At 61.1% G+C, this 19,341-nt stretch carries 18 protein-coding genes and 1 tRNA gene; 10 read left to right on the top strand and 9 right to left on the bottom strand.

Annotated features, from left to right (window positions below; genetic code table 11):
* The first annotated feature begins 139 nt into the window (after nucleotides 1-139).
* The 4 genes from EN859_RS08110 to EN859_RS08095 all read left to right on the top strand — a co-directional run bounded on the left by EN859_RS08110 (nucleotide 140) and on the right by EN859_RS08095 (nucleotide 3,172).
* A complete protein-coding gene (locus tag EN859_RS08110) occupies nucleotides 140-472 on the top strand; it encodes a hypothetical protein (protein ID WP_091600491.1) in 333 nt (110 codons plus the stop codon).
* Entirely contained in the window at nucleotides 473-1,321 is an 849-nt protein-coding gene (locus EN859_RS08105) for a hypothetical protein (protein ID WP_126089953.1), read from the top strand.
* A gap of 97 nt (nucleotides 1,322-1,418) precedes the next feature.
* Nucleotides 1,419-2,186 (top strand): hypothetical protein, encoded by a 768-nt coding sequence (locus EN859_RS08100; RefSeq protein ID WP_091600493.1) that lies wholly within the window; start codon nucleotides 1,419-1,421, stop codon nucleotides 2,184-2,186.
* A gap of 119 nt (nucleotides 2,187-2,305) precedes the next feature.
* Nucleotides 2,306-3,172, top strand: coding sequence for a hypothetical protein (locus EN859_RS08095; RefSeq protein ID WP_091600494.1), 867 nt, complete (start codon nucleotides 2,306-2,308; stop codon nucleotides 3,170-3,172).
* A gap of 27 nt (nucleotides 3,173-3,199) precedes the next feature.
* Here the strand turns inward: EN859_RS08095 and EN859_RS08090 are convergent, their stop codons facing one another.
* The 5 genes from EN859_RS08090 to EN859_RS08070 form a co-directional block, all read right to left on the bottom strand.
* Nucleotides 3,200-4,429 carry a phospholipase D-like domain-containing protein gene (locus EN859_RS08090; protein ID WP_189350325.1) on the bottom strand — a complete coding sequence of 410 codons (1,230 nt, stop codon included), beginning with the start codon at nucleotides 4,427-4,429 and terminating at the stop codon, nucleotides 3,200-3,202.
* 567 nt (nucleotides 4,430-4,996) lie between these two features.
* Complete coding sequence (locus EN859_RS08085; RefSeq protein ID WP_126089955.1) at nucleotides 4,997-5,578, bottom strand: hypothetical protein; 582 nt, start codon at nucleotides 5,576-5,578, stop codon at nucleotides 4,997-4,999.
* Nucleotides 5,575-6,861: a hypothetical protein gene (locus tag EN859_RS08080; protein WP_126089956.1), complete on the bottom strand. Its 1,287-nt coding sequence runs from the start codon at nucleotides 6,859-6,861 to the stop codon at nucleotides 5,575-5,577. The genes EN859_RS08085 and EN859_RS08080 overlap by 4 nt, the downstream gene beginning before the upstream one ends.
* Entirely contained in the window at nucleotides 6,854-7,810 is a 957-nt protein-coding gene (locus tag EN859_RS08075; RefSeq protein WP_091600498.1) for a hypothetical protein, read from the bottom strand. The genes EN859_RS08080 and EN859_RS08075 overlap by 8 nt, the downstream gene beginning before the upstream one ends.
* 3 nt (nucleotides 7,811-7,813) lie before the next feature.
* Nucleotides 7,814-8,995 (bottom strand): metallohydrolase, encoded by a 1,182-nt coding sequence (locus tag EN859_RS08070; RefSeq protein WP_245525508.1) that lies wholly within the window; start codon nucleotides 8,993-8,995, stop codon nucleotides 7,814-7,816.
* Between the two features lie 184 nt (nucleotides 8,996-9,179).
* On the opposite strand from EN859_RS08070, the gene EN859_RS08065 reads away from it, so the two are divergent.
* The 6 genes from EN859_RS08065 (at nucleotide 9,180) to EN859_RS08040 (ending at nucleotide 14,300) form a co-directional block, all read left to right on the top strand.
* Complete coding sequence (locus EN859_RS08065; protein WP_091600501.1) at nucleotides 9,180-10,007, top strand: DUF3800 domain-containing protein; 828 nt, start codon at nucleotides 9,180-9,182, stop codon at nucleotides 10,005-10,007.
* A 349-nt stretch (nucleotides 10,008-10,356) separates the two neighbouring features.
* Complete coding sequence (locus tag EN859_RS08060; protein ID WP_126037961.1) at nucleotides 10,357-10,839, top strand: helix-turn-helix domain-containing protein; 483 nt, start codon at nucleotides 10,357-10,359, stop codon at nucleotides 10,837-10,839.
* A 6-nt stretch (nucleotides 10,840-10,845) separates the two neighbouring features.
* Nucleotides 10,846-10,953 (top strand) — tRNA-OTHER (locus EN859_RS08055).
* A 109-nt stretch (nucleotides 10,954-11,062) separates the two neighbouring features.
* On the top strand, nucleotides 11,063-11,506 hold the full coding sequence (locus EN859_RS08050) for a hypothetical protein (protein ID WP_091600259.1): 444 nt from the start codon (nucleotides 11,063-11,065) through the stop codon (nucleotides 11,504-11,506).
* 237 nt (nucleotides 11,507-11,743) lie between these two features.
* Nucleotides 11,744-13,378 (top strand): hypothetical protein, encoded by a 1,635-nt coding sequence (locus tag EN859_RS08045; RefSeq protein ID WP_091600258.1) that lies wholly within the window; start codon nucleotides 11,744-11,746, stop codon nucleotides 13,376-13,378.
* Nucleotides 13,379-13,589: 211 nt separating this feature from the next.
* Complete coding sequence (locus tag EN859_RS08040; protein WP_091600257.1) at nucleotides 13,590-14,300, top strand: YfbU family protein; 711 nt, start codon at nucleotides 13,590-13,592, stop codon at nucleotides 14,298-14,300.
* Between the two features lie 51 nt (nucleotides 14,301-14,351).
* Here EN859_RS08040 and qatD read toward each other — a convergent pair whose 3' ends face one another.
* The 4 genes from qatD to qatA form a co-directional block, all read right to left on the bottom strand.
* Nucleotides 14,352-15,110, bottom strand: coding sequence for a Qat anti-phage system TatD family nuclease QatD (qatD, locus tag EN859_RS08035; RefSeq protein ID WP_126089957.1), 759 nt, complete (start codon nucleotides 15,108-15,110; stop codon nucleotides 14,352-14,354).
* 2 nt (nucleotides 15,111-15,112) lie between these two features.
* Nucleotides 15,113-16,483, bottom strand: a complete 1,371-nt coding sequence (gene qatC / locus EN859_RS08030; protein ID WP_091600255.1) for a Qat anti-phage system QueC-like protein QatC — start codon at nucleotides 16,481-16,483, stop codon at nucleotides 15,113-15,115.
* Complete coding sequence (qatB, locus tag EN859_RS08025) at nucleotides 16,480-17,052, bottom strand: Qat anti-phage system associated protein QatB (RefSeq protein ID WP_126089958.1); 573 nt, start codon at nucleotides 17,050-17,052, stop codon at nucleotides 16,480-16,482. Before qatB ends, qatC begins: the two co-directional genes overlap by 4 nt.
* A 331-nt stretch (nucleotides 17,053-17,383) precedes the next feature.
* A complete protein-coding gene (qatA, locus tag EN859_RS08020) occupies nucleotides 17,384-19,273 on the bottom strand; it encodes a Qat anti-phage system ATPase QatA (protein ID WP_091600253.1) in 1,890 nt (629 codons plus the stop codon).
* Nucleotides 19,274-19,341 lie beyond the last annotated feature (68 nt).

Below are 19,341 nucleotides of genomic sequence, written 5' to 3'. Positions count from 1 at the left end.
ATCTCAACTGTCAGAAGATGAGCGCGCCAGGATCTCAGACAATCAGCGGCGCGCCAGGCGTGAAAGGGGAAAATGGGGCGATGGCTCAGATCTTATAGTCGGTTTGATCGCCAGTATCCTGATTTTTGGATGCCTCTTTATGTTCGCCAAGAACTACGATGCGAGTAGGCCTGAACTGTTTTACCCATGTCTCCTCAGCGGCACCCTCGGGGCATCCCTTGGATGGGCAGCCGGAATATTCATATCACCTTACGGGGATGGTGAACGCGAAGCGTTTGCCAGCTTAGGAAAGCTCGTTTACGGATTTCTGAGCGGATACGCGTTCAGCAAAATCGATCCTCTGGTCATCGCCCTCCTGAAGCCGGAAGCGGCCGCGACTTCCAGCCCTGCCCTCATCTATGCGACAGTTGCGCTGGTGGCGTTTCTCACAAGCCTTGCACTCACCTACATAAGCCGCTCGTATTGGCGTTAAATGGCGATCCCTCCCGGCGTCACATTTTCCGAGGTGGGCGACATAGCGTTCGTTCATCAACATGATTGGTTGAGCCGGCTGATTGTTATCGGGCAGAAAGCGCTTGGAAGGCACGGGGCCCGATTCTCCCATGTTATGGTCTGTGTCGGTTCCGGGATTTGGGCCGATGCAACGCCAGAAAGCGGCGTGATGATTGCCGCCGAGTCAGCTATTTTCGACAGCTTAGCTCCCGGAGAGTTCCGCATCCTACGTCGACCCTCCATACTTCCGAGAGCGAGGCCAAAGCCGTCATTCAAGAACGCGTTGGACGCCCTCCAGCACGAAATCAGCAAGCAAAGTGCTTGGTTTTATGACTTCTTCTATTTTTGCTATCAGCGATATGACTACCTGCTGGGTTTTTCGCAATACGCGGCAAGTCGAACGTCATTTTGCTCAGATTTGGTCGAGAAGATCTATGCTCGCCGTGCCCCCGGATTGTTACAGGCCGGACGGCGCAACCGCATCTTCCTACAGGACTTATTTGCGATGGCTACAGACGCGAAATTTGATGACATAACTCAAGCGTTTTCCGAAGGCCGCCGGACATTCCCCTCTACCACGGACAAAGAGCGGGTTAAGCACATGCTGAACGTCATGGAATTTCGCCTGGGTGCGGCTTTGGACAACATCGCGGCGCTCGAACAGGGTGAAAGAATAAGGGTCGTTACCAGCAAAATGCCTGGAGGGGATCGTTTACCCCAGACCCCAATCGGTGAATCATTTGGCCCCGCCGAGCAACTCACCTGGAGTACAAAAGCGGCTGCAGTTGCGGCCCGAAAAAGGGTGCAAAAGCTAAAATTAAGGTGGTGAAGCTAAATCCATGGAGCACAAATGGCCCCATGCAGATTAGCCTACCTTGGCATCACGACACGGGCGACGGCATCGCCGACACGGATTCATTGACGCCGTGACGGAAGAAGACAAACCCAGTGTAACGGTCACCCTCAACGGCGACGGCGTGATCGCGCCGGCGCTTCAGGCCATCCGCTTGGCGACTGAAATGGTGGCCGTATGCACGTCAGCGATCGAGGCTACAGATCTCAACGATCTACCTCGGGACGGGTTTTCCGGGCTGAGCTTCGTGCCTCACGCCGATCAAGCCAAGGCCAAGCTAGCTTATCGCGCGTGGATATTGGGGAAGGCGTTTCAGGAACTGGCCAGGGGGCTGAGGGCTACGCTCGAGCAAGCCTACATCTACACGCTTGGTTTGAGGGAAGGACGCAAGGTCGAGACCTGGGGCGAGTTCGAGGACATTTATCTCGCGGCGGAAAAGAAGGCGTCGAGTCTCAATTTTCCAGATTTGCTGCTGGCCGTGCAGGCGCAATTGGCGACGAAGCTCGATTTCTTTGAGGAGTACCGCTCGCTTCAGAGGGCTCGGAACTGTCTGGAACATCGCAATGGCGTTGTAGGTCATATTGACTGCGACGAAGGCGCGGGGGCCCTTAGCCTGAAGTTGCCCCGTTTGAAATGTTCTACCGTCAGCGACGGGGAAGAGATCGAGGTTCACAAGAACCAGTACTTTGAAAAGGGCGCGACGATCAAAATCAAAAGAGACTTGCGTATTCGTGTCTTCGCCTTGGGGGAAACGGTCTCTTTCACCGCGGAGGAATTCAGCGAGATCGCCATGGCGCTTCGCTTGTTCGTCGCCGACATTGCGCCGAAGCTGCCGATTTAGACCACCGGAATGGCGGTGGGTTGTCGGAGTGCATGCCTGCGAGATGGGCCATTCGAACTGGCACTGTGTTCTCCGGATTCCTATATCTAACCGGCGCTATCCCATGGGGACCATGACTGATGAGTGACGATTCTCCCGACTCTCCCAAGCCCATCAAGCTTGAGGACCTTAAGGTAAGCACCGGCAGTGGTGCCAAGCCATTGAGCGAGATTGCAAAAACACTTGCAGGTATTGGGTCACACGTAAATCCTGCTAAAAACTTGGCCATCCGCCTGCAGGAACAGCAAGACAAGTTCAGTGATTTGCTCCGGCCCTCGAAGGAGGCGGAGGCGCTTCGGAAGCGCTTTGAATCGCTCACACAGCCGTCGCCTGCAATGAGGTCCATACTGGATCAGGTGGAAGGCCAAAGGCGACTGCTCGATTCAATCTCGAAGCCGGATGCCGGGGGGCTATTGACCGAGCGAGCTATTTCGGCCCCTAGAATGCCGGATTTCCAGATGCCCAGAAACCCCATTCTGGACACGAATGCGCAGCTGGCAGAAATCGAACGGAAGTTTGAAAGCATGCTGGATGTCATGACAAACGCCGCGCGGATCGGCAACGATATTCAAGCCCAGGCAACGACCTTTATAGGAAAGTTCGAAGAGGCCTCCAGCCAGACCGACAGTTCAGCCAAAAAAGCAATTCTTGTCGGCGTATTTGCGCTCGTGATCGCCACGCTGAGTCCCTTCGCCCCGATGGTCGTTGATTACTTTTCGCCAAATCGCACCGTTCCGGCGATCGAGGCTCTCACGCGGGAGGTGGTTTCTGCCGATCGGGCGGCTAGCGCTGACAACCAGAAACTAATTGAGGCGCTCAAGGAGCGCGACGATCAGGCGACCGGAAGAATTGTCGAGGAAGTTCGCCGCAGGCAGGACGAAACGAATGCCATTCTGCGGGAGCTCATTGAGACCCTGAAAGATCGCAATGTGCCTGCCAACCCCTGAGAACCGGGCTCTGGCGCAAGAGTAGCTCTATGCGAACAGCTCACGGTCTCGGATCTTGAACGGGTCTGTATAGTCCTCAGCCCACCATGGGTCTTCACCGGCCGTAGGCGCCTTTTGCAAGGACGATGTCTTTTTGGCCTCTGCAGCGTCTTCCTGGGTGACGCGGAAATGGTAGTCGTCGAAGATGCGTATCCCTTCGACCATATACGATGTCGCAATTTTTTGGTCGCGGATGAGGAGCAGGTTCTCTCCGTTCTGAAGGTCAGCGGGCTTGCTGAAGTTGTAAGAACCGGTCCACACGCGGGCGTCAGGTGTGTTGAAATCGATTACCAAACTTGTGGTGCAGATTTGGCCCGATGCCGGTGTAAGGTTCGACCTTAAACGGCGTCGGCACGTGTTTGTTGAGGCGAGCGAAATAGACGGGTGCAGTGTTGCCATTGGGCTTATGAACGGTGACACCGGTGTTGTTGTCGGAAATGCCGTAGGTGAAACCGGGCTGTTGGTAGCCGCTTCCACGGCGTCGGTTACAGCACCGCCTGTGATGCTCAGGAAAGCCAGGGAATAGAGGAGGCAGGCCTGGGCCTTTTCGACATCCTGGCCGATTTCCGCAAGGCGGGCACGGGCTGTGTCATGGGGAGAAAAGGTGATGCTGGCATCAATGCCCGCCAAGCCGAGCGGATGCCAGTCGGGTGAGGGACCGTTGGCGAACCCATCCTTTTTCCAATAGGCCTCGAACGCAGCCTTGAGGGGGGCGACGGCTTGAGCGCCCGTTAACAGCAAGGCGTTGTTCGATTGAACATAGAGCCCGCGCCAGCTGAAGTTTGTCGAACCGCAGACGGCGCGCGGGACGGCCGCATCCACGATAATCATCTTATTATGTTGGAGACCTCCCATCCGTTCCCGCTTGACGTTGTCCTCGCCAGCGGAAGCCTTGAGCAGTGTCTCGGACTGGGTCTCACCACTTGTCTTGAGCCCATGCTTATCGCTGTCGTCGATGATCATCCTGAGGCGCGGACCGAGCGCGAACAGGCGGTCCATGATTTCGCTTTCGCTCATGTCGTAGGCGACCATGCTGACCGTTGCGGCAGGATCGGCTACTGCTGCATCCAAAAGCGCAAAGATCTCTTTTCGGGCCTCCAGTCCCATCCATTCGTAGGCATCGTCCGCGTCCGGATGCGTCGGCTTGAACGTGGTGCCCTGAGCGACGCGGGCGGGCAGCAATGTTTTGAGCGGCCCGCGAGCCTGATATTTGTCCACGAATGGTGGCGCTGCCGTCCGACGTTTCCATGCTAGGGCACACATGCGACGGTGAAGCTTGCGCCTCAAACGTGGCCTGTGCGCAGCTGGAGCTTCACCGACCTGGCCCTCGACCGAGCAACGTGAAGCGCGACTTGCGTTCTCGGGTCCCGCTACCATATGTAAAAAGACATACCTGCCATGCATCGCCGCCTGCGGCGTTTTGGTCCGATTGGCCTGTTGACAACTTGCCAAATAATCGTACCCTCAGTGCAACGCGCTGCACGAACGTATTTACTTCATTTTAACGCTGTGCCATAAAAAAGGCAGACGGTGATTCCACCGCCTGCCTTCTGTTTGTGCGTACCTGCGGACGTGGCGCCGTAAGACTGCCCAGACCACAGGTCCGTACCGTTGCAAGTCGGTTCTAGTGCCCCAAGGCTCCATTGACAAGCCACAGGCTAGTTGCCGGCGGCGCGCGCACACGGAAATGATCCGTTGCGTGCCCGTTCCGGCCAACCATAGGAACCGACACAGATGCCTGCAAAACTGACCTTTTCCCCGTGGGCAACGGGGACATGGCGCTGATCAACCTCGACAACAAGCGAAATCGGGCTTGTAGTAGATGATTGCGGCCGCGGCGGCGATGGTCAGCAGATTGAGCACGATGCCATAGGGCTTCAGCGCCAGGAGATTGCGGTAATAGCCGTAGGCGATGTTCTCGTTGAAAAGAATCCGAAATTTCTCGGTGTCGCGGGTGTTCTCGCGCAGCCAGTTGTAGCACTGCACATAGAACGCAGCCGCTTCGTCGGGGTCCTCGACTTCCATGTCGCGCGTCGGCGCCGGCTGCTCGAGCTGCTTGGCGAGGAATTTGCGGTAGCGGTCCTTGGTCCGCTCGTCGAGTGTCTTATCCAGGTGGTTCAGTTCGCGATTTTCCGGTCTCCCGCCGGTCGTCGCGAACAGCTGTCTCTCCTTCCTCTTGCCCAGGCGGCGGGCCACATTCGAGGCAGCGAAGAACAGGACCATGACGGCGAGACCGATGATGGCCTCGGGGAGGCTCGGCTGAACCCAGTTGAAGGCCAGCACAATCAGGACAATGACCGGGGCAATCGCCAGAGCTGCCGGCGCGAGGCGCGCCTTGATGGAGTAGGCGTCGAGGTAATCGTTCATGGCGCGTCCTGATGCATGATGGCATGGTACGTGGCTGGAGTGGCAATGAGAAAGGATGGCCGGCGGCGCTCGCTCCACGGCGACCTGCTTGGCCGTCTTGCGGTCGGTGGGCGAGGGACCTTGTTCGGCGAGGTGGCTGTGCCAGGTACCCACATCAAGCAGCGAGCGGCCGCTTTCCTCGAAACGGGCATCGATCGATTCTTCATGCCCTTCGTTCCAAGCACGAACAGCGTCGGCGTCCTCACGCTGTCTTCTGGCGCCTCGATCAGGTCGACCACCGTGACAGTCTTCATGAGAGAACTGCAGGAGCCGATCAGAAGGCCTCCCGTCTCGACATTGGGAAACCGCGCGGTCTCTTCGCGGATCATGCCGGCGACGTGCGACGACAGACGCAAAGTCCATTCGCTGCCCTCGACCGGGATTTCCAGGAATTTTGACACGGAGAGGCGGCGCCAACTTGTCGATGGGCTATCGGGCTCTGCCACCCCCACGACCAGTTCTCCGCCATCGGCATTGGCGCCGGCGAGGCGCATGAGTTCCTCGGTGGCCATGGCGGTCATCGCCGAAAGGCGCGCGTCGGTCATCGGCATAGTCATGGAGCCGCAGCCTTCCCCGATCTGAATTTGCGTCAGCCCGAACTCGGGATCGAACAACAATGTCCGTTCATAAGGCGTCACGGTCGCGGACAGCACCGCCTGCAGGTCGGCGAGGCTCGGATTGCGGTTGCTTCCCTTATGAAATACGAAACCGCCACGGCCGCGCCCGAAAAGGGCGATCTCCGCCATGCGTGCCGGCAGCTCGGCAGGGCTCACCATTGACAGGGCATCGCGCACCAGGCTCGATGCGGTCGTGTTGAGCAGCGTGCCGGTCCCGGGCGGCGAAATCAGCAGGCGATTGTCCGCACGCTTCAGGCCCCTAACCACGTCAATCAGATGGGCTTCCGGTTTCTGCCCGAGCAGGGCCAGCTCGTCAGACAGTTCAAACGCCTTCGGCCACGGCAGGGGTGGCCGCACGAGGGCGTGCCGGGCCATGTTGTGGGGCCGCAGCTCGTTGCTGTCGGAGACGGCCAAGATCTGGGCGCCGGCACGGGCCAGATGCAGAGCGGTTTTCGATCCGACGCTGCCGCAGCCAACCAGGCTGAATGGCGGATAAGAGGGAGCTGCCGACACGGCGCGGAGAAGCGCGGGCGTCGTGCGACCCAGTTGCTCCATGGCAACGGCGGCTCTCGCGTTGGGCCCTTCGAACAGCGAGGCCCGCTTCTGCGGAGCCGTGATTTCAATCAAGAAGCAACTCGATCGTCGACGCCCGCCCGATCAGCCGAAAAGGTCGCCGCACGCCAAACAAAACGGCGATCGGGAAGGTCGCGTCATCGGTTTTGCCCGCCCAGCGCCGCTGGAGCCTGTCGAGGAATTTCGCAAACTCAACGCCGCAGCCGAAGGCCTCAGCGCGTTGTGCCAAGTCGTCAAGGTTCGCTACCGTCTCAGGCAGCACCGCACTTGTGATGGCGCCATTTGGCGGCCAGATCAGCACCGTCGCGGTGATGCCGCTGTAGCGTCCTTCGCTTTCGGCCTCAAAGGGGAAAGCAGACATGTTGCCGACGGCAGCGGCAAATTCATTGTGCGCCGAGAGGGTGTAGGACCTTTTGCCAGCGAGATCCTTGCCCTTCATGAATTTGGTAGCAAGCCATACCGAGCCGGACTTGTCGGTGATCTGGCTTCGGGCGAAGTCCGCATCGATAATAAGCCGGTCCGGCAGGCCTTGGCGCATCACGGGTTCCCAGCCATGATCCGGATCCATCAAGGTGCCAATTGCTGCGCGACCGAGCCAAACGCCCATCTGGTTGACGATGGCCCCGATGCCGAGTTCGATCAGGCCGTGCTGATTGAAATATTCGTCCTGGTTGCCATCCACAAGACAGGGGGTTGGACACACGTTTTCCGAGCCGGGCGTCAGATGGTGCAGGTTGCGCGGAAAGCCCTTGCGCAGGGTGAAGGTGGGGCACCGCCACGGGTAGTCAGCGCCAAGCAGGACCTCAACGCGTTCGACCGGCAGGACGCCGTTAGGGGCGGTGCCCTTGGCGTGCCAGTGCGTTGGCATCTCCACGGCCAGATCAAGGAACAGGGTCGCCACGTCGTCACCGACGGCGATCAGGCCACAGCGCTGGCATTGCGGAATCTCTGTTGCGACACGCAGAAAGTGTTCCGCGTGCCGCTTCATGTCTGCCGAGGCCATGGCTCAGCCGTGGGATCTGGGCGTCGTCGTCACTCCGGTCACGCCGGCGATCGAGGCGGCCTTTTTCGGGGTCAGCGCCAGCTGCTTGGATGTGCCGACGCCGGTGATGTTGAACTCGACCGGCCCGTCGTGCTCATCGGCATACTCGGTCGTGCAGATGAAGCGTTCGGCCGAGGTGATCGAGACATATTCCCGCTTGGCCCGCTCATGAGGCGGGTTGTCGTCGTCCTTTTTGATGGGCTTGCAGGAGGCGACGATGATGGCGCCGTCACGGGTCTGGGAGAGTGCGTTCCTGGCGTCCTCGGACACCTTGACCTTCTCGCCCATCTCGGACCAGCGGTCGTGGCTCAGGGTGCGCCAGGAGCAGTGGTGCGGCGTCTCCATGACATCGTAGCTGAGCCAGTCCTTGTTACTGTCCTTGTGGCGCTGCCACAGCCGGTCCCAGATGGAGACGTCCGCGTCGCCACCGGTCAGGAAGCGGCAGCGGTCGGCCACGCCGTCGCCGGCGATGGAGAACCGCACGATCGCCGAGGAGTTGTTCTTCTCGAGGACTTCGATCAGCTCCTTGTCGTCTTCGTCGACGTACATCGGCGCCAGCAGGCGGCCTTCGAACTGGCCCGTGTTCACGCGGTCAGCTGCGGTCAGCAGGCCGTCCTGCTTGACCGGGATGTCCGTGAGATCATCGGTCTTGCCGTCTTTATCCTCACCGAGGATCAGGATGCGGTCGCCTGAACCGGTGCCGGTCAGGCCCTTCTCTTTGAACAGCGCGACCCGGCGCCGCGCTTCGGTGGCCCACGCCTTGGCCTCGTCGCAGAGCTTGTGCTGCTTGCTGGCGCGCCGGAACACGATCGGCGACGACCACATTTCGCGGATCAGGATGAGGTTCTCGTCACCCTCCGGGAAATCCTCGGGCGGGCCGAGGTGGAAATGCGTCGTGAGCCCGGTCACGTGGTCGGAATCCGGGTGCGAGAGCAGGAAGGCGTCGACGTAGAGCCGGCCCTTGTCGTCGCGGGAGAGGCGCCTCTTGAGATCCTGGGCAACGTCGTAGGTGTCGTCCTCGGGATCGTCGGCGGCGGCGCGGATGTTGATGTCGACGAGGATCGTTTGCCGAGCTAACCCATGGAAAGCTTGCGGCCCTCGGCATCCTCGCCGCCGTGCATGCGGGCTACCTGATCTTTGCGTCACCAAGCGAGCCACGCTTGACGCCTCGAAGGCATATGCCCGCCAACTCACCCTCAGCTGCGAGACGCTGATGGTGCAGATGAAATCGGCCTGAGCTGCAACGTTCCCTGTGGCGCGCACGAGTGTCGCCAAGCTGTACAGGTTCAGGTTTTTGAGCCAAGCTGGTGCGGAAATTGAAAGCCTGCCCGTGACCGACCGCGAAATCCACCTTTACCTCGATGACAGCGGCAGCCGTGAGCCAGACCGAGAGCCCAGAGAGAAGCGCCGGGACGAAATGGATTATTTCGCCCTCGGCGGCATCCTCATCAACGAGGAAGACGTCGATGAGCTCTATGCCCGCCACAAGGCCTTCTGCCAGAAGCACGGCATCACCTACCCGCTCCACTCCTGGGCGATCCGGGGCGGCCGTGGCGACTTCGGCTGGCTGAAGAAGCCGGAGTCCGCTTTTGAATTCCTGGGAGACTTGCAGGGGATGCTGCTTGGGCTGCCCGTGATCGGCATCGCCGCGGTCATCGACCGACCGGGCTATGTTGCCCGCTACCGCGACCGGTACCGGGACCAGCTCTGGTTCATGTGCAAGACCGCCTACTGCATCCTGATCGAGCGCGCCGCCAAATATGCCCGCAGCCAGGACCGCAAGCTGCGCGTGTTCTTCGAGCGCGCCGGCAAAGCCGAGGACCGCGACCTGGTGGCCTACACGCGGATCCTGAAGACGCAGGGGATGCCGTTCGACGGCGCCAACTCCGCCAGCTACGGGTCGTTAACTGCCGAGGAGTTCAGGGACATCGTGCGCGGGGAGCCCCGCGGCAGAACCAAAGCCACGCCGATGTTGCAGATCGCCGATCTCTACCTCTATCCGATGGCCAAGGGCGGCTATGACCCGTCCTACCGGCCCTACAGGGCCCTGATGGACCACAAGCGTCTCATCGACGCGCACCTGCAGCCCGAGGACCTGGCATCCTGCGGCATCAAATACAGCTGCTTTGAACGGATAAAAAACAAAGACCCGGACTAGCCGGGCCTTCGTTTTGAAAAGTTCGGCTGGCGCCTGGCGCCAACCCCGGAGCGATGCTCACGCCCAAAGTATGGGTATTGACGCTCTCTTTGTCAACACCCCGGGTGAACCTCTGGTCGGGGGGTCCCTATCTTATCGCTTGCATATAGCACGGTTCGTCTGATCGGCACTTCATATTATCAAGTCCTCTTCTTTGGGTGCAGCGCGGTTCCCCGGCCCCTGAATCCAGGGACATAGGCCGGGCGAACCTTGAAACACCCTCCCCCTGAATGCAGAACCGTCCCCAATGCCCTTGCGTCATCACGGGAAACCACCATATCTAGGCGCAGTTCATCACAGGGAGCCTCAGATGGCCCAGCCAGAAACCGCCAAGGCAGACGTCGACAAGCTACGCACCAACGAGAAGAAGTGGACCAAGGCACTCATGGCCACGGGCTGGAGCGCTTTCCCCAACATCATCATCGAGAAGCAGCAGGCTCTCGGCCTCGATGCGCTCGACATGAACATCATCATCCACCTGGTCCAGTACTGGTGGCTGCCCGACAACCTTCCCCACCCCTCGGTCGAAACCATCGCCAAGGCGATCGGGGTGACGCCCCGCACCATTCAGAAACGCATTGCCGCCCTCGAGGCCCTTAAACTTCTTGGCCGGGAGGAACGGCGCAACACGCCCAATGGCAGCATGACGAACCGCTATCATTTCGATGGCCTGATCGAGGCCGCCAAGCCGTTTGCGCTGGAAAAGGCCGCCGAGATCAAGAAGGCGGCCGAGGAGAGATCGAACCGGTTGAAGCGTAAGAAGCCGCAGCTGGTCGTGGACAACGATGCATAGGCAGATCGTGGCGTAGCTCAGAGGATAGAGCGCCTCGCTTTCGACCTGGGTGGTGCGTGACACCGCTATCTAGGGGCGAGGAGGTCCCAGGTTCAAGTCCTGCCGTCACGTCCAAGGCCCACCGGGAGTCGTGCCATGCACGGAGAATCTCAATCGAACGGCGTCATATCGGTCGGGGGCACTTCGACTTGAGACTCCAGAACACCAAAATCAACTGGACTGCATGATCCCAGAATCGGAAGGCGCCACCCCGTTCGGTATTTTCCTGCTCGCCGACTCCTTTTTGCAGGCCGCGAAGGCCGTTGATGCCGGTCGCCGCGGTCTGACGTCGGGACCGACCAGGTTGCTTTGCTACCATGCGTGCGAACTCTTCCTGAAATGCTACCTCCGCAGCGCGGGCCGAGACATTGAGGCTTTGCGGGCCTTGGGGCACAATCTGCACGAGATGGCTGTGGCCGCTCAAGGTTCAGGCCTGGTCCTGCCTGCCAGAACTGTCAGCCAAGCCAAAACTCTGGCCGACAAGAACGATTATGTGCGTGTGCGCTATATGGTGGTTGAAAAGCCCGGAGACATCCGACCGGAAGTTCTGCTGGCGATGACTGAAAGCATCCGAGAGAGCGTCAGGCTGGCGCTCGGCATGGATCCGCTCGGCAACCCACACCCTTAAGCGCGCCGCCCCAGCGAACTATTCTTTTCGTCAGGCCCCGCTTTTTTCGGTGTCTCGCCCACGAAGACGCCCGGTCGGTCCATGCGAAGGAGTACGGCGCAAGGGAATACGCCGATTGGCGCCTCCGGACTGACGAATTCCAGGCCGACCTGCACCGCCGTGGCGTGCCGTCAGGCCGATCGCCTGGTAGCCCGGCGTTTGTCCGCTTCCGTAGGCAATCTCTGCTACAGTTCTCCCATGTCCCTGTTCTCCCATCTCGATCCGTATCTGCTCAACCCAGCCAACGATCCACTGGTGTTCGACGCCACGCTGGCAGGCCACGGGAGCTACACGACGGAACATTTCGTCTTGCGCCTCAGTCCCCGCGCCCATGAGCTTGTCGACGCGCTCACCCAGCGCGACACCGAGGGTCATGACGCAGCCGAACTGTACCAAGCCTACTCGACCTATCTGCACGAAACCGTGCATTGGTGGCAGCACATGGGGTCCACTGCGGGACTCATCCTCAGCCTGGCGTACCCGGCGCAAATCTATGGCAGCATGACGTCTCTTCAGACCTTTGCGCGGGGCGCCGGCGTCGCCAAACCTGTAAAGGCTTGGGCGCACAGGGCGATGCTCGACGGTCGGACGCACTCTGATCCGGTGCTCGCCGCCGCCAATATTGCCGTCAACAACGCGCTCGACATCAAGTTCTACAAGCAACTTGCCTGGTCGCCGAAGTCGATCCTCTCGCTGGAGCAAACGCCCTATTTTCAGAGCGTCGGGCACAGCTACCTCAAAACCTATGGTGAGATCGTCCACGCGATCAACGGGTCCTGTGACTTCGCGGAAGGGCAATTTCCCGACCCCGGTCGCTGGGATGCACAATTCCTCAAACTTCAACTCAGCCGGATTGAAGGCTTCCATCGCGGTGCGCGCCCACCTTACGCCGACATCGGCATCCAGCAGATATTCGAAGGCCAGGCCCGCTTTTGCCAAATTCAGTATTTGGCATCGTCAGGCGGTCCCGAGCTGCTTCAGACGTATCGCGAGCAAGGCTACTTTGCGCCCGTCTATGTCGACTCGTTTGAACTGTTCCTGGTGCTTACTGGGACAGAATGGCCCGAACGGTATGACAGCCCGATCGTCGGCCTGTTTCTGCTGATCTGCGATCTGGCAATCAACCCGACGAGGGGGTTTCCGCTCGACATCGAGTTCTTCGAGGACTTTATCCGCGACGTTGATCCTGGCGCGCGCTTCACAAGACTTTGCCTGGCCGCAGCCGAAACCCCCGAGCTCGCCCAGGCGGTGCAAAATTTCTCCGCTCAGGAGTATGAGCACGTCGCGGCGCGACTGAGCGAGCGATGCGGATACGATGATCCGCGGACGGGACTTGCTGCCGTGGTCGGGCTGCTCGGCGACAAGGGCCCTGTCGATGCCCTGATGGAGGAGCATCGTACGTTCAACTATGCCGGTGTGAACATGCCTGTCCGGGTCCTGGTCTCGCACTTCATCGCTTTTTGCCGAGACAAGCAGCGCAGTCCCGAATTTTTCTGTTGGCCGGGCATCTGGATGGCGGGAGACAACTTCAACCCTGAGGCCGGATCGCTGTTCGTCACCCATCTGTCCCTCTTCCAGGACAGAGGTGACACCGAGCAGATCTTTCCTCGCGCCGTGCGCGGCCGGAGCCCCGAAAACATCAAGAAACTGGTCAACACCTTCTTTGGCGGAATGCTCGTGTTCGATCTCGCCCTGCAATGGGTCCTCGAGCCGGGACCTTTCCGCTACGATTTCAAATGGCTTACCGGGAAATCCGAAAATGCTGCACTGATCGCCTTGGCGAGCGACAGTTCGCGCAGTACTACGGCCCGGATCCTGACACCTGCACTCTGATCGACTCGCCTGTTCCCTGAGGGTCCCGACGAGCGCCTAGCCACATGCCGGAGGTGCAGGCACCGGCCGGCATGCCAGCCGTGGGGGGTGTGACGCGCCCCCGTCCTGACCCAAGTAACGACATGCGAGATGGCGATGCTTGCCTTTCACCGTGTCTTACGTACAATGTCCGTACGATATGGATTCGGTACGGACTTGATTGGAGGTAGAAATGGTGAAAACCGAGCGATTCGAGCTCAGGCTCGATGAAAGCACGATTGACCGGATCGATGCTTGGCGGGGAGAGCAGCGTGACCTCCCTTCGCGGGCAGAGGCCATCCGCACCTTGGTGTATACTGGGCTTGAGGCTGGTCGGCGCAAGGCCTTCCGGCCGACCAGCTCTGAAAAACTGATCATGTGGATGCTAGCCGAAGTCCTGCGCCAGCATAAAGGCTACGAGGACATGAAGTCAGTCGAGTTGATTCAGAGCGCCATCTACGGAGGCCATTTCTGGGGCCTGGAATGGGAAATGTCGGGCATCTTTCACGATGAGGTCGACGACCCCGAGGCGCTCGACTTCGTGGTCGACACGATGGCGATGTGGCGAGCCATTGAATGGGGATATGAGAAGCTCAGTCCCGAAGACAGGCAGCGCGTCGAGGACCAGGTGAAGTACTGGGGGAAAAACCCCAAGTTTGACGGCTTCGACGGGAACGAAGAGGGACGCTACATGTCGATGGCCAAATTCATGGTCGAAAAGCTCGGGCGCTTTGAGGAGTTCAGGGACAGATCCCTGAACGCTCACGCCAACACGGTGTCGACTTATCGCGAGATGCTGCAGAAATATGCCGAAATCGAGGCCCGCCGCGGTTCGCCGGCATACAGGCGTGCCGGCCAGTTGCTCAACGCCGACGAGCTCATCGAGCTCCTCAAGCTCCGGTAGCGAATGGTGCAGAGTCGCTGGCCACGATAAGCTCGGGTCGGCGTGGAATCGTCAGTTTGCGGACCGTTCCAAAACTGCCTTTAGATTATTCAAAATGGCGCGCCGCATCTCCTCGGCGCCCAGGCCCACAACGTCGCCAAGCATGCGAACGGCCTCGTCCACGCCGCCCGGCGTGACGGGGGAACCATCTACCTCCACGAAGGGACCATCCGTCTCCGTGAGCAGCCGGTCGAGCGGCAAGGTCCCGAGGAGAGCCACTGACCGCTCGGACCTGAACATGGCCTGGTTGACGGAAAAATAGCACCCGAGAGCCGCAGCCCGCCGCGCGTCTGCGACCGATCCGCTGAACCAGTGCAGCACCACCTTGCCACTGCCCTTGGGAAGCAGCTCCTCGATGTGGTCGAGAACCTTCGACGCCGTGCGGACGCTATGCACGGAGAGGATCTTGTCCCCCGCCCTCTGGCAGGAGGTTAGAATACGCCTGAAGACGTCGACTTGACGATCGATCGAGCGGTAGTGTGCGGGGCTCGCATCGAGACCGACTTCGCCGACATACCTCGTCTCGGGCAACAGCGCCTCGAACAGGGGCAGTTCGGTCCAGCGCTGCTCGGCAAGATGCGGGTGAATGCCGAGCCCAATGCGCACAAACTCGGCGCCCTTTGCAAGGTTCATGTTCTGCCTGAACGCCTTCGGCGTCGTCGTCACCGCGAGCGTCGCCACCTTAGCCTCTTCGCAGGCTCTTATAGCCGCGGCCGGATCTGGATACAGGTCCAGGTGACTGTGGAAATCGACGAGGCGTGGTGCAGACATGCTCAGCTAGGCTTCGCCCTGACGGGTTCGAGGAAATGGGCCACTTCCTGCATCCCTCGCACGAAGACGTCAACATAGTCGTCAATCTCGGACGGCTCGTCGGTCAGCGGACCGGGGATGCGCGCGAGGGCCTTTGCGGCCCGCGGATTCCGCCGTAACCGCTCCGCCATCAGCTGAAACGACCTCACATGTTCGCCCTCGGCCTCGAGCGTATCGAGACGACGCGCCGCCAAATCCTTCACCACATAGGGTGTCGTATCCGACTCGTTCGCGTCCAGGCCGGCTGCCAGGGATGCTCTGCGGATCAGACAGGGGACGCACGTTCCGCAGTGCTGCGGTGGCAGGCCTCTGTAGCGGGCTTTCGCCGGCGAGGAACACGACATCGACGAGGGAATGGCCCGTCGCAACAGCGCCGGATCCTCGCAATCCCTGACCATCTGACCCTTGGTCACGTGGCGATAGGGGTTTTCCAGACGCCGGGCGATGCCAAGCCCCCGCATCAACTCGTTGAAGCGCGCCATGTAGAATGGGTGAGTGGTGCGGGTGCTGAGCGAACCGAGGCGGAGCGGGTCGAGGGGTACGTTGAGGCCGATCAGGCCGTTCTCGGGCACGCGGACCGGGGCGTCAGACGTCAGCCCCGAAGCCGCCAAAATGGCCAACGCGAAAAACAGGAAGGATCTCCCCCTCTGGCTGTTTTCCACCTCGCCGGTGTCGACATGGTTGCGGTCGAAGCCGAGGCGCGCCCGCAGGGACAACGGCTCGTTTGTTTTGTAATTCTTGCGCAGCAAGTCCAGCAGCAACGTCTGCGCCTTGCTCGTCTCCGAATCCCAGTAATGGCTCACCAGAAGCGGCTTCCCGCCCCCGGCCAGGAAATCCAACGCCCCGACGAGACTGTCCAGACCGCCGGAGAACAGACACACTTCGTCCGGCTCGGCGAGGCCCAGCGACGGCCGCGCCGTTGCGATCGTCGCAAAGGGTGCGGGCCGTGCCCTGAACACGATACGCCAATGGTCGCCCGTCAAGAACCTGAGAGTGCGGGCGAGCAACGCTCCCTGCGCCGCCCACAAGTCAGGCTCACGCACCGGCACCACTAGGTCCAGCTCCCGGGTCCAGCCGTCCTGTGCATTCGCGGAGCGCGAGACGCGGGTGTCGGCCGCGTTGACCATGGCGGCGACGATGACGAGGTCGATCGCGGTTTCCGTCCGCCGGAGACCGAGGTCGGCCAACGTCTGCAGCGCGTTGCCGATGCCGTAATCGAGCCGCTTGTTCGCGGCCACGAACTGGACCGTCACCGGCGTCGCGTCCGGCTGGACGACCGGCACGGCCCCGTTATCCGCCGCACCCAGGCGGCCGACAAACACGAAACGTCTCATGCGCTATCCCCCAGGATGCGGATCAGTTCGAAGGACTGCTCGTAGATGGCCTGGACGAAGGCCTCGACGCCCGCGTAGGGAACTGACGCCAGCGTGCCGCCCGCAGCCGCGAAGCGATCGCGGACGGTGCCCTGGATGAAGTCGTGCAGCGTCCTCTGAATGATCTCGACCGCGGCAACGTCGGTCGGGAGCCGTATGGACCTGCCCCCGATCTCGTTGAACAGCTTGGTCTCGATCGAGCGTGCGAGCGCACCGGTGAACACGGCGTCCAGCACGTCGGGCGTGGCGCCATCGAAAGGCAGATCTCCCGCCGCGCCGAGCTCGCCCACGGTCTCGAGCATCGCGTTCCTCGCAATGGCCTCATCAATCGTCCCGCCGTCAGGGCACAGGAGGTCCGTGAGGGCGAGGAAGACGTCGGCTATCGGGGCGCCGACGAGGCTCTGCAGGTTGAAGAACCGCAGAGCCGCAGCCGGGCCGTTCTGCGCCACCTGACCCAACAGCTGTCCCAGGCCAGTCATCACCCTGCGGGACGGCGCCATGGCACGGGCAGCGTTGCGTGCACCGCCCATGGCTCTGACGTACTTGCCGGCGGCGCGCCTCAGGTCCCTGCCGCCACCCCCGCGCGAGCGGGCCGCACGGGAGAAATCCGAGCGAGCGGAGCCGAGTGGCTTGCCCGCCGCCGGTGACGCCAGCGGGGGCAGCGGCTGTGGCACGGGAACCGGGTTCGGCGGTGTGCCCGACGGGGCAGGAACCGGAGTTGCTCCGGGCTGCCCCGGCGGGGCGGGCACGGGAAGCGGTGTCGGAAGGGGCGGGGCCGACGGGGTCGACGCGGCGACGTCGTCCACCCAGGTTGGGAGCAGCGCCCGGGGGGAACTGGGCTTGGTGCCGGAGGTTCCCATGTTACTTTCTCTTCGACTTCGGGTTCAGCTGCAGCGACGCGACGACGCTCAGTGGCTTGTTCGAGGTCTGCGTTGCCCACTCTCCCACGAGCTCGGCGAACTCTTGCGCCTGCGGACCCTCAACCGCCACACCCCAGCCGCTAACCACCCACCCGCCGATCTTGCTCACCGGCAGTCGTCCGAGGAATGCAACCAGCGGTTCGCGCAGTTCCGGCCGGTCTCCGCAAAGGCGCGCCAGACCCTCGGCCGCCGGCGGCCGTTTGCCGAGATCTTCGGTCTGATCAATCTTCGTCACGAGGCCCTGGAACACCCGGTTGGCATCTTCGGGCGTGAGCGCAGCCACCTCGGCCTTCGTCACCTGCGTGACGCCGAGAGTCGACGTCGCCAGCCGCTCGATCATGGCTTCCACGGGGCCGCCGGCGACACCGATGCCGGCGGACGTCCTGCGGTCGCGGCTGACAAACACGTAGGGCCGCAGGTCGATGCCGTTCAGCGGCGGGGTGATCGCCGCCCAGCGCTTGACCCACTCGATGTTGGGCCAGTCGGCCATGGGATCATCATCGGCGTCCTTGCCACCCTTCGAGGTCACCTTCCGCTCGAGGATCGAGATGGTCTTGGAGCCGTCAGCGGACGCGTCGCGGGCGATCGCGTTGAACAGTTCCGGGGCGAATCGCTCCGCCAACATCAGCTTGGCCAAGACGGATTGCTTGATATCGTCCTGGAAGCCGCGCTCGCTGGCGATCTCGACGCGCAGGGCCATGGTGTTGACGAAGCGTTTGATCTGCCGGGGATTGCCGTGGGCGCCCTCGGTTAGGATCGGCGTAATCTCCGCCGCAAGCTGCAGGGCGGCATCCAGATCGGAGGGTATGGACCCCAGCCTCGCCTTGATTTTGTCTCGGTCGAAGCCGGTGCCCAGCCAGGGCCGCTGCAAGGCCTTGCGCGCCACCTCGAGCAGGCTCTTGAACTCCACCGAACTGTCGCTGACGCCGGAGGCCAGATAGAGCAGCAAGGTGAGATAGACCAAGGTCTCCGACGCGCCAAGTGCCGGCATGCGGAACGGAACCTGGATCAGTTTTTCCAAGTAGTTGCGCGCGTAGCTTGTAGGCCCCGCCGCCGCCGGGAGATCGGGAAAGTGGTTGCGCACGGCATATTCAATCATGCCCTCGTCAGCGGCGATGACGAACGCCGCGTTCGGCACGAACAAGAACAGGCGGATAGCCTCCAGCGTGGCGATCGCCGTCTGCGGGAGGCATCGATCGAGGTCGTCGATCAAGACGATCAGCCGGTCGACCTTGGCGCGCTCCAGCAGCTCCTCGAAGTCTTCGCGAAAGGCGTGCATCCGTTGCGGCGTCGTCTCGGAAGGTGCGGCCTCCTTAAAATGCTCCGCCGCACCGTCCATGACCTTGTTGAACACGTCGCCGGTCAGGTAGGCCTTGGGATCGCTAATCACCTTGCCCGCGATCGAACCAATCCCCTGGATCAGGTCCGGACCGGGGATCCCGGTCGCCATGGTGAACGCCAGGCTGCCTGCGGTGCGGGCGGCCTTCATCCAGTTGACGGCCTTCAGGACGTCCCAGGCCTTGTCCGCCACCTTGGCGATCCCGGACCTCTCCTTGAGGAGGGCTGCGACGATCGTCTCGATCAGCACCGCCTTCGCGTCGTCGTATCCCTCAAACAGCCAGCCGTTGAACCGGACACACAGGGTGTCTGTCTGTCCCTTGAATGCCGACTCAATCATCAGCAGCGTGCTGGATTTGCCCGCTCCCCAGTCGCCGTGCAACCCGATCGTCAACGGTTCCTTCGACTTCTGCCTGATCAGCTTGACGACCGTTTTAGCGACCGTCTCGTAATACAGGTAGTCGATGGCGGTTTCATTATCCGCGATAATCACGAAATCCCCTCCCCCAAACCCTGGGTATCCTTGCCGTTATAACAGAGTTCAGAATTGCAATCTGTCTC

The sequence above is a fragment of the Mesorhizobium sp. M00.F.Ca.ET.216.01.1.1 genome (assembly GCF_004010325.2).
Classification (GTDB): Bacteria; Pseudomonadota; Alphaproteobacteria; order Rhizobiales; family Rhizobiaceae; genus Mesorhizobium.
This window is presented reverse-complemented; position numbering and strand designations above follow the sequence as displayed.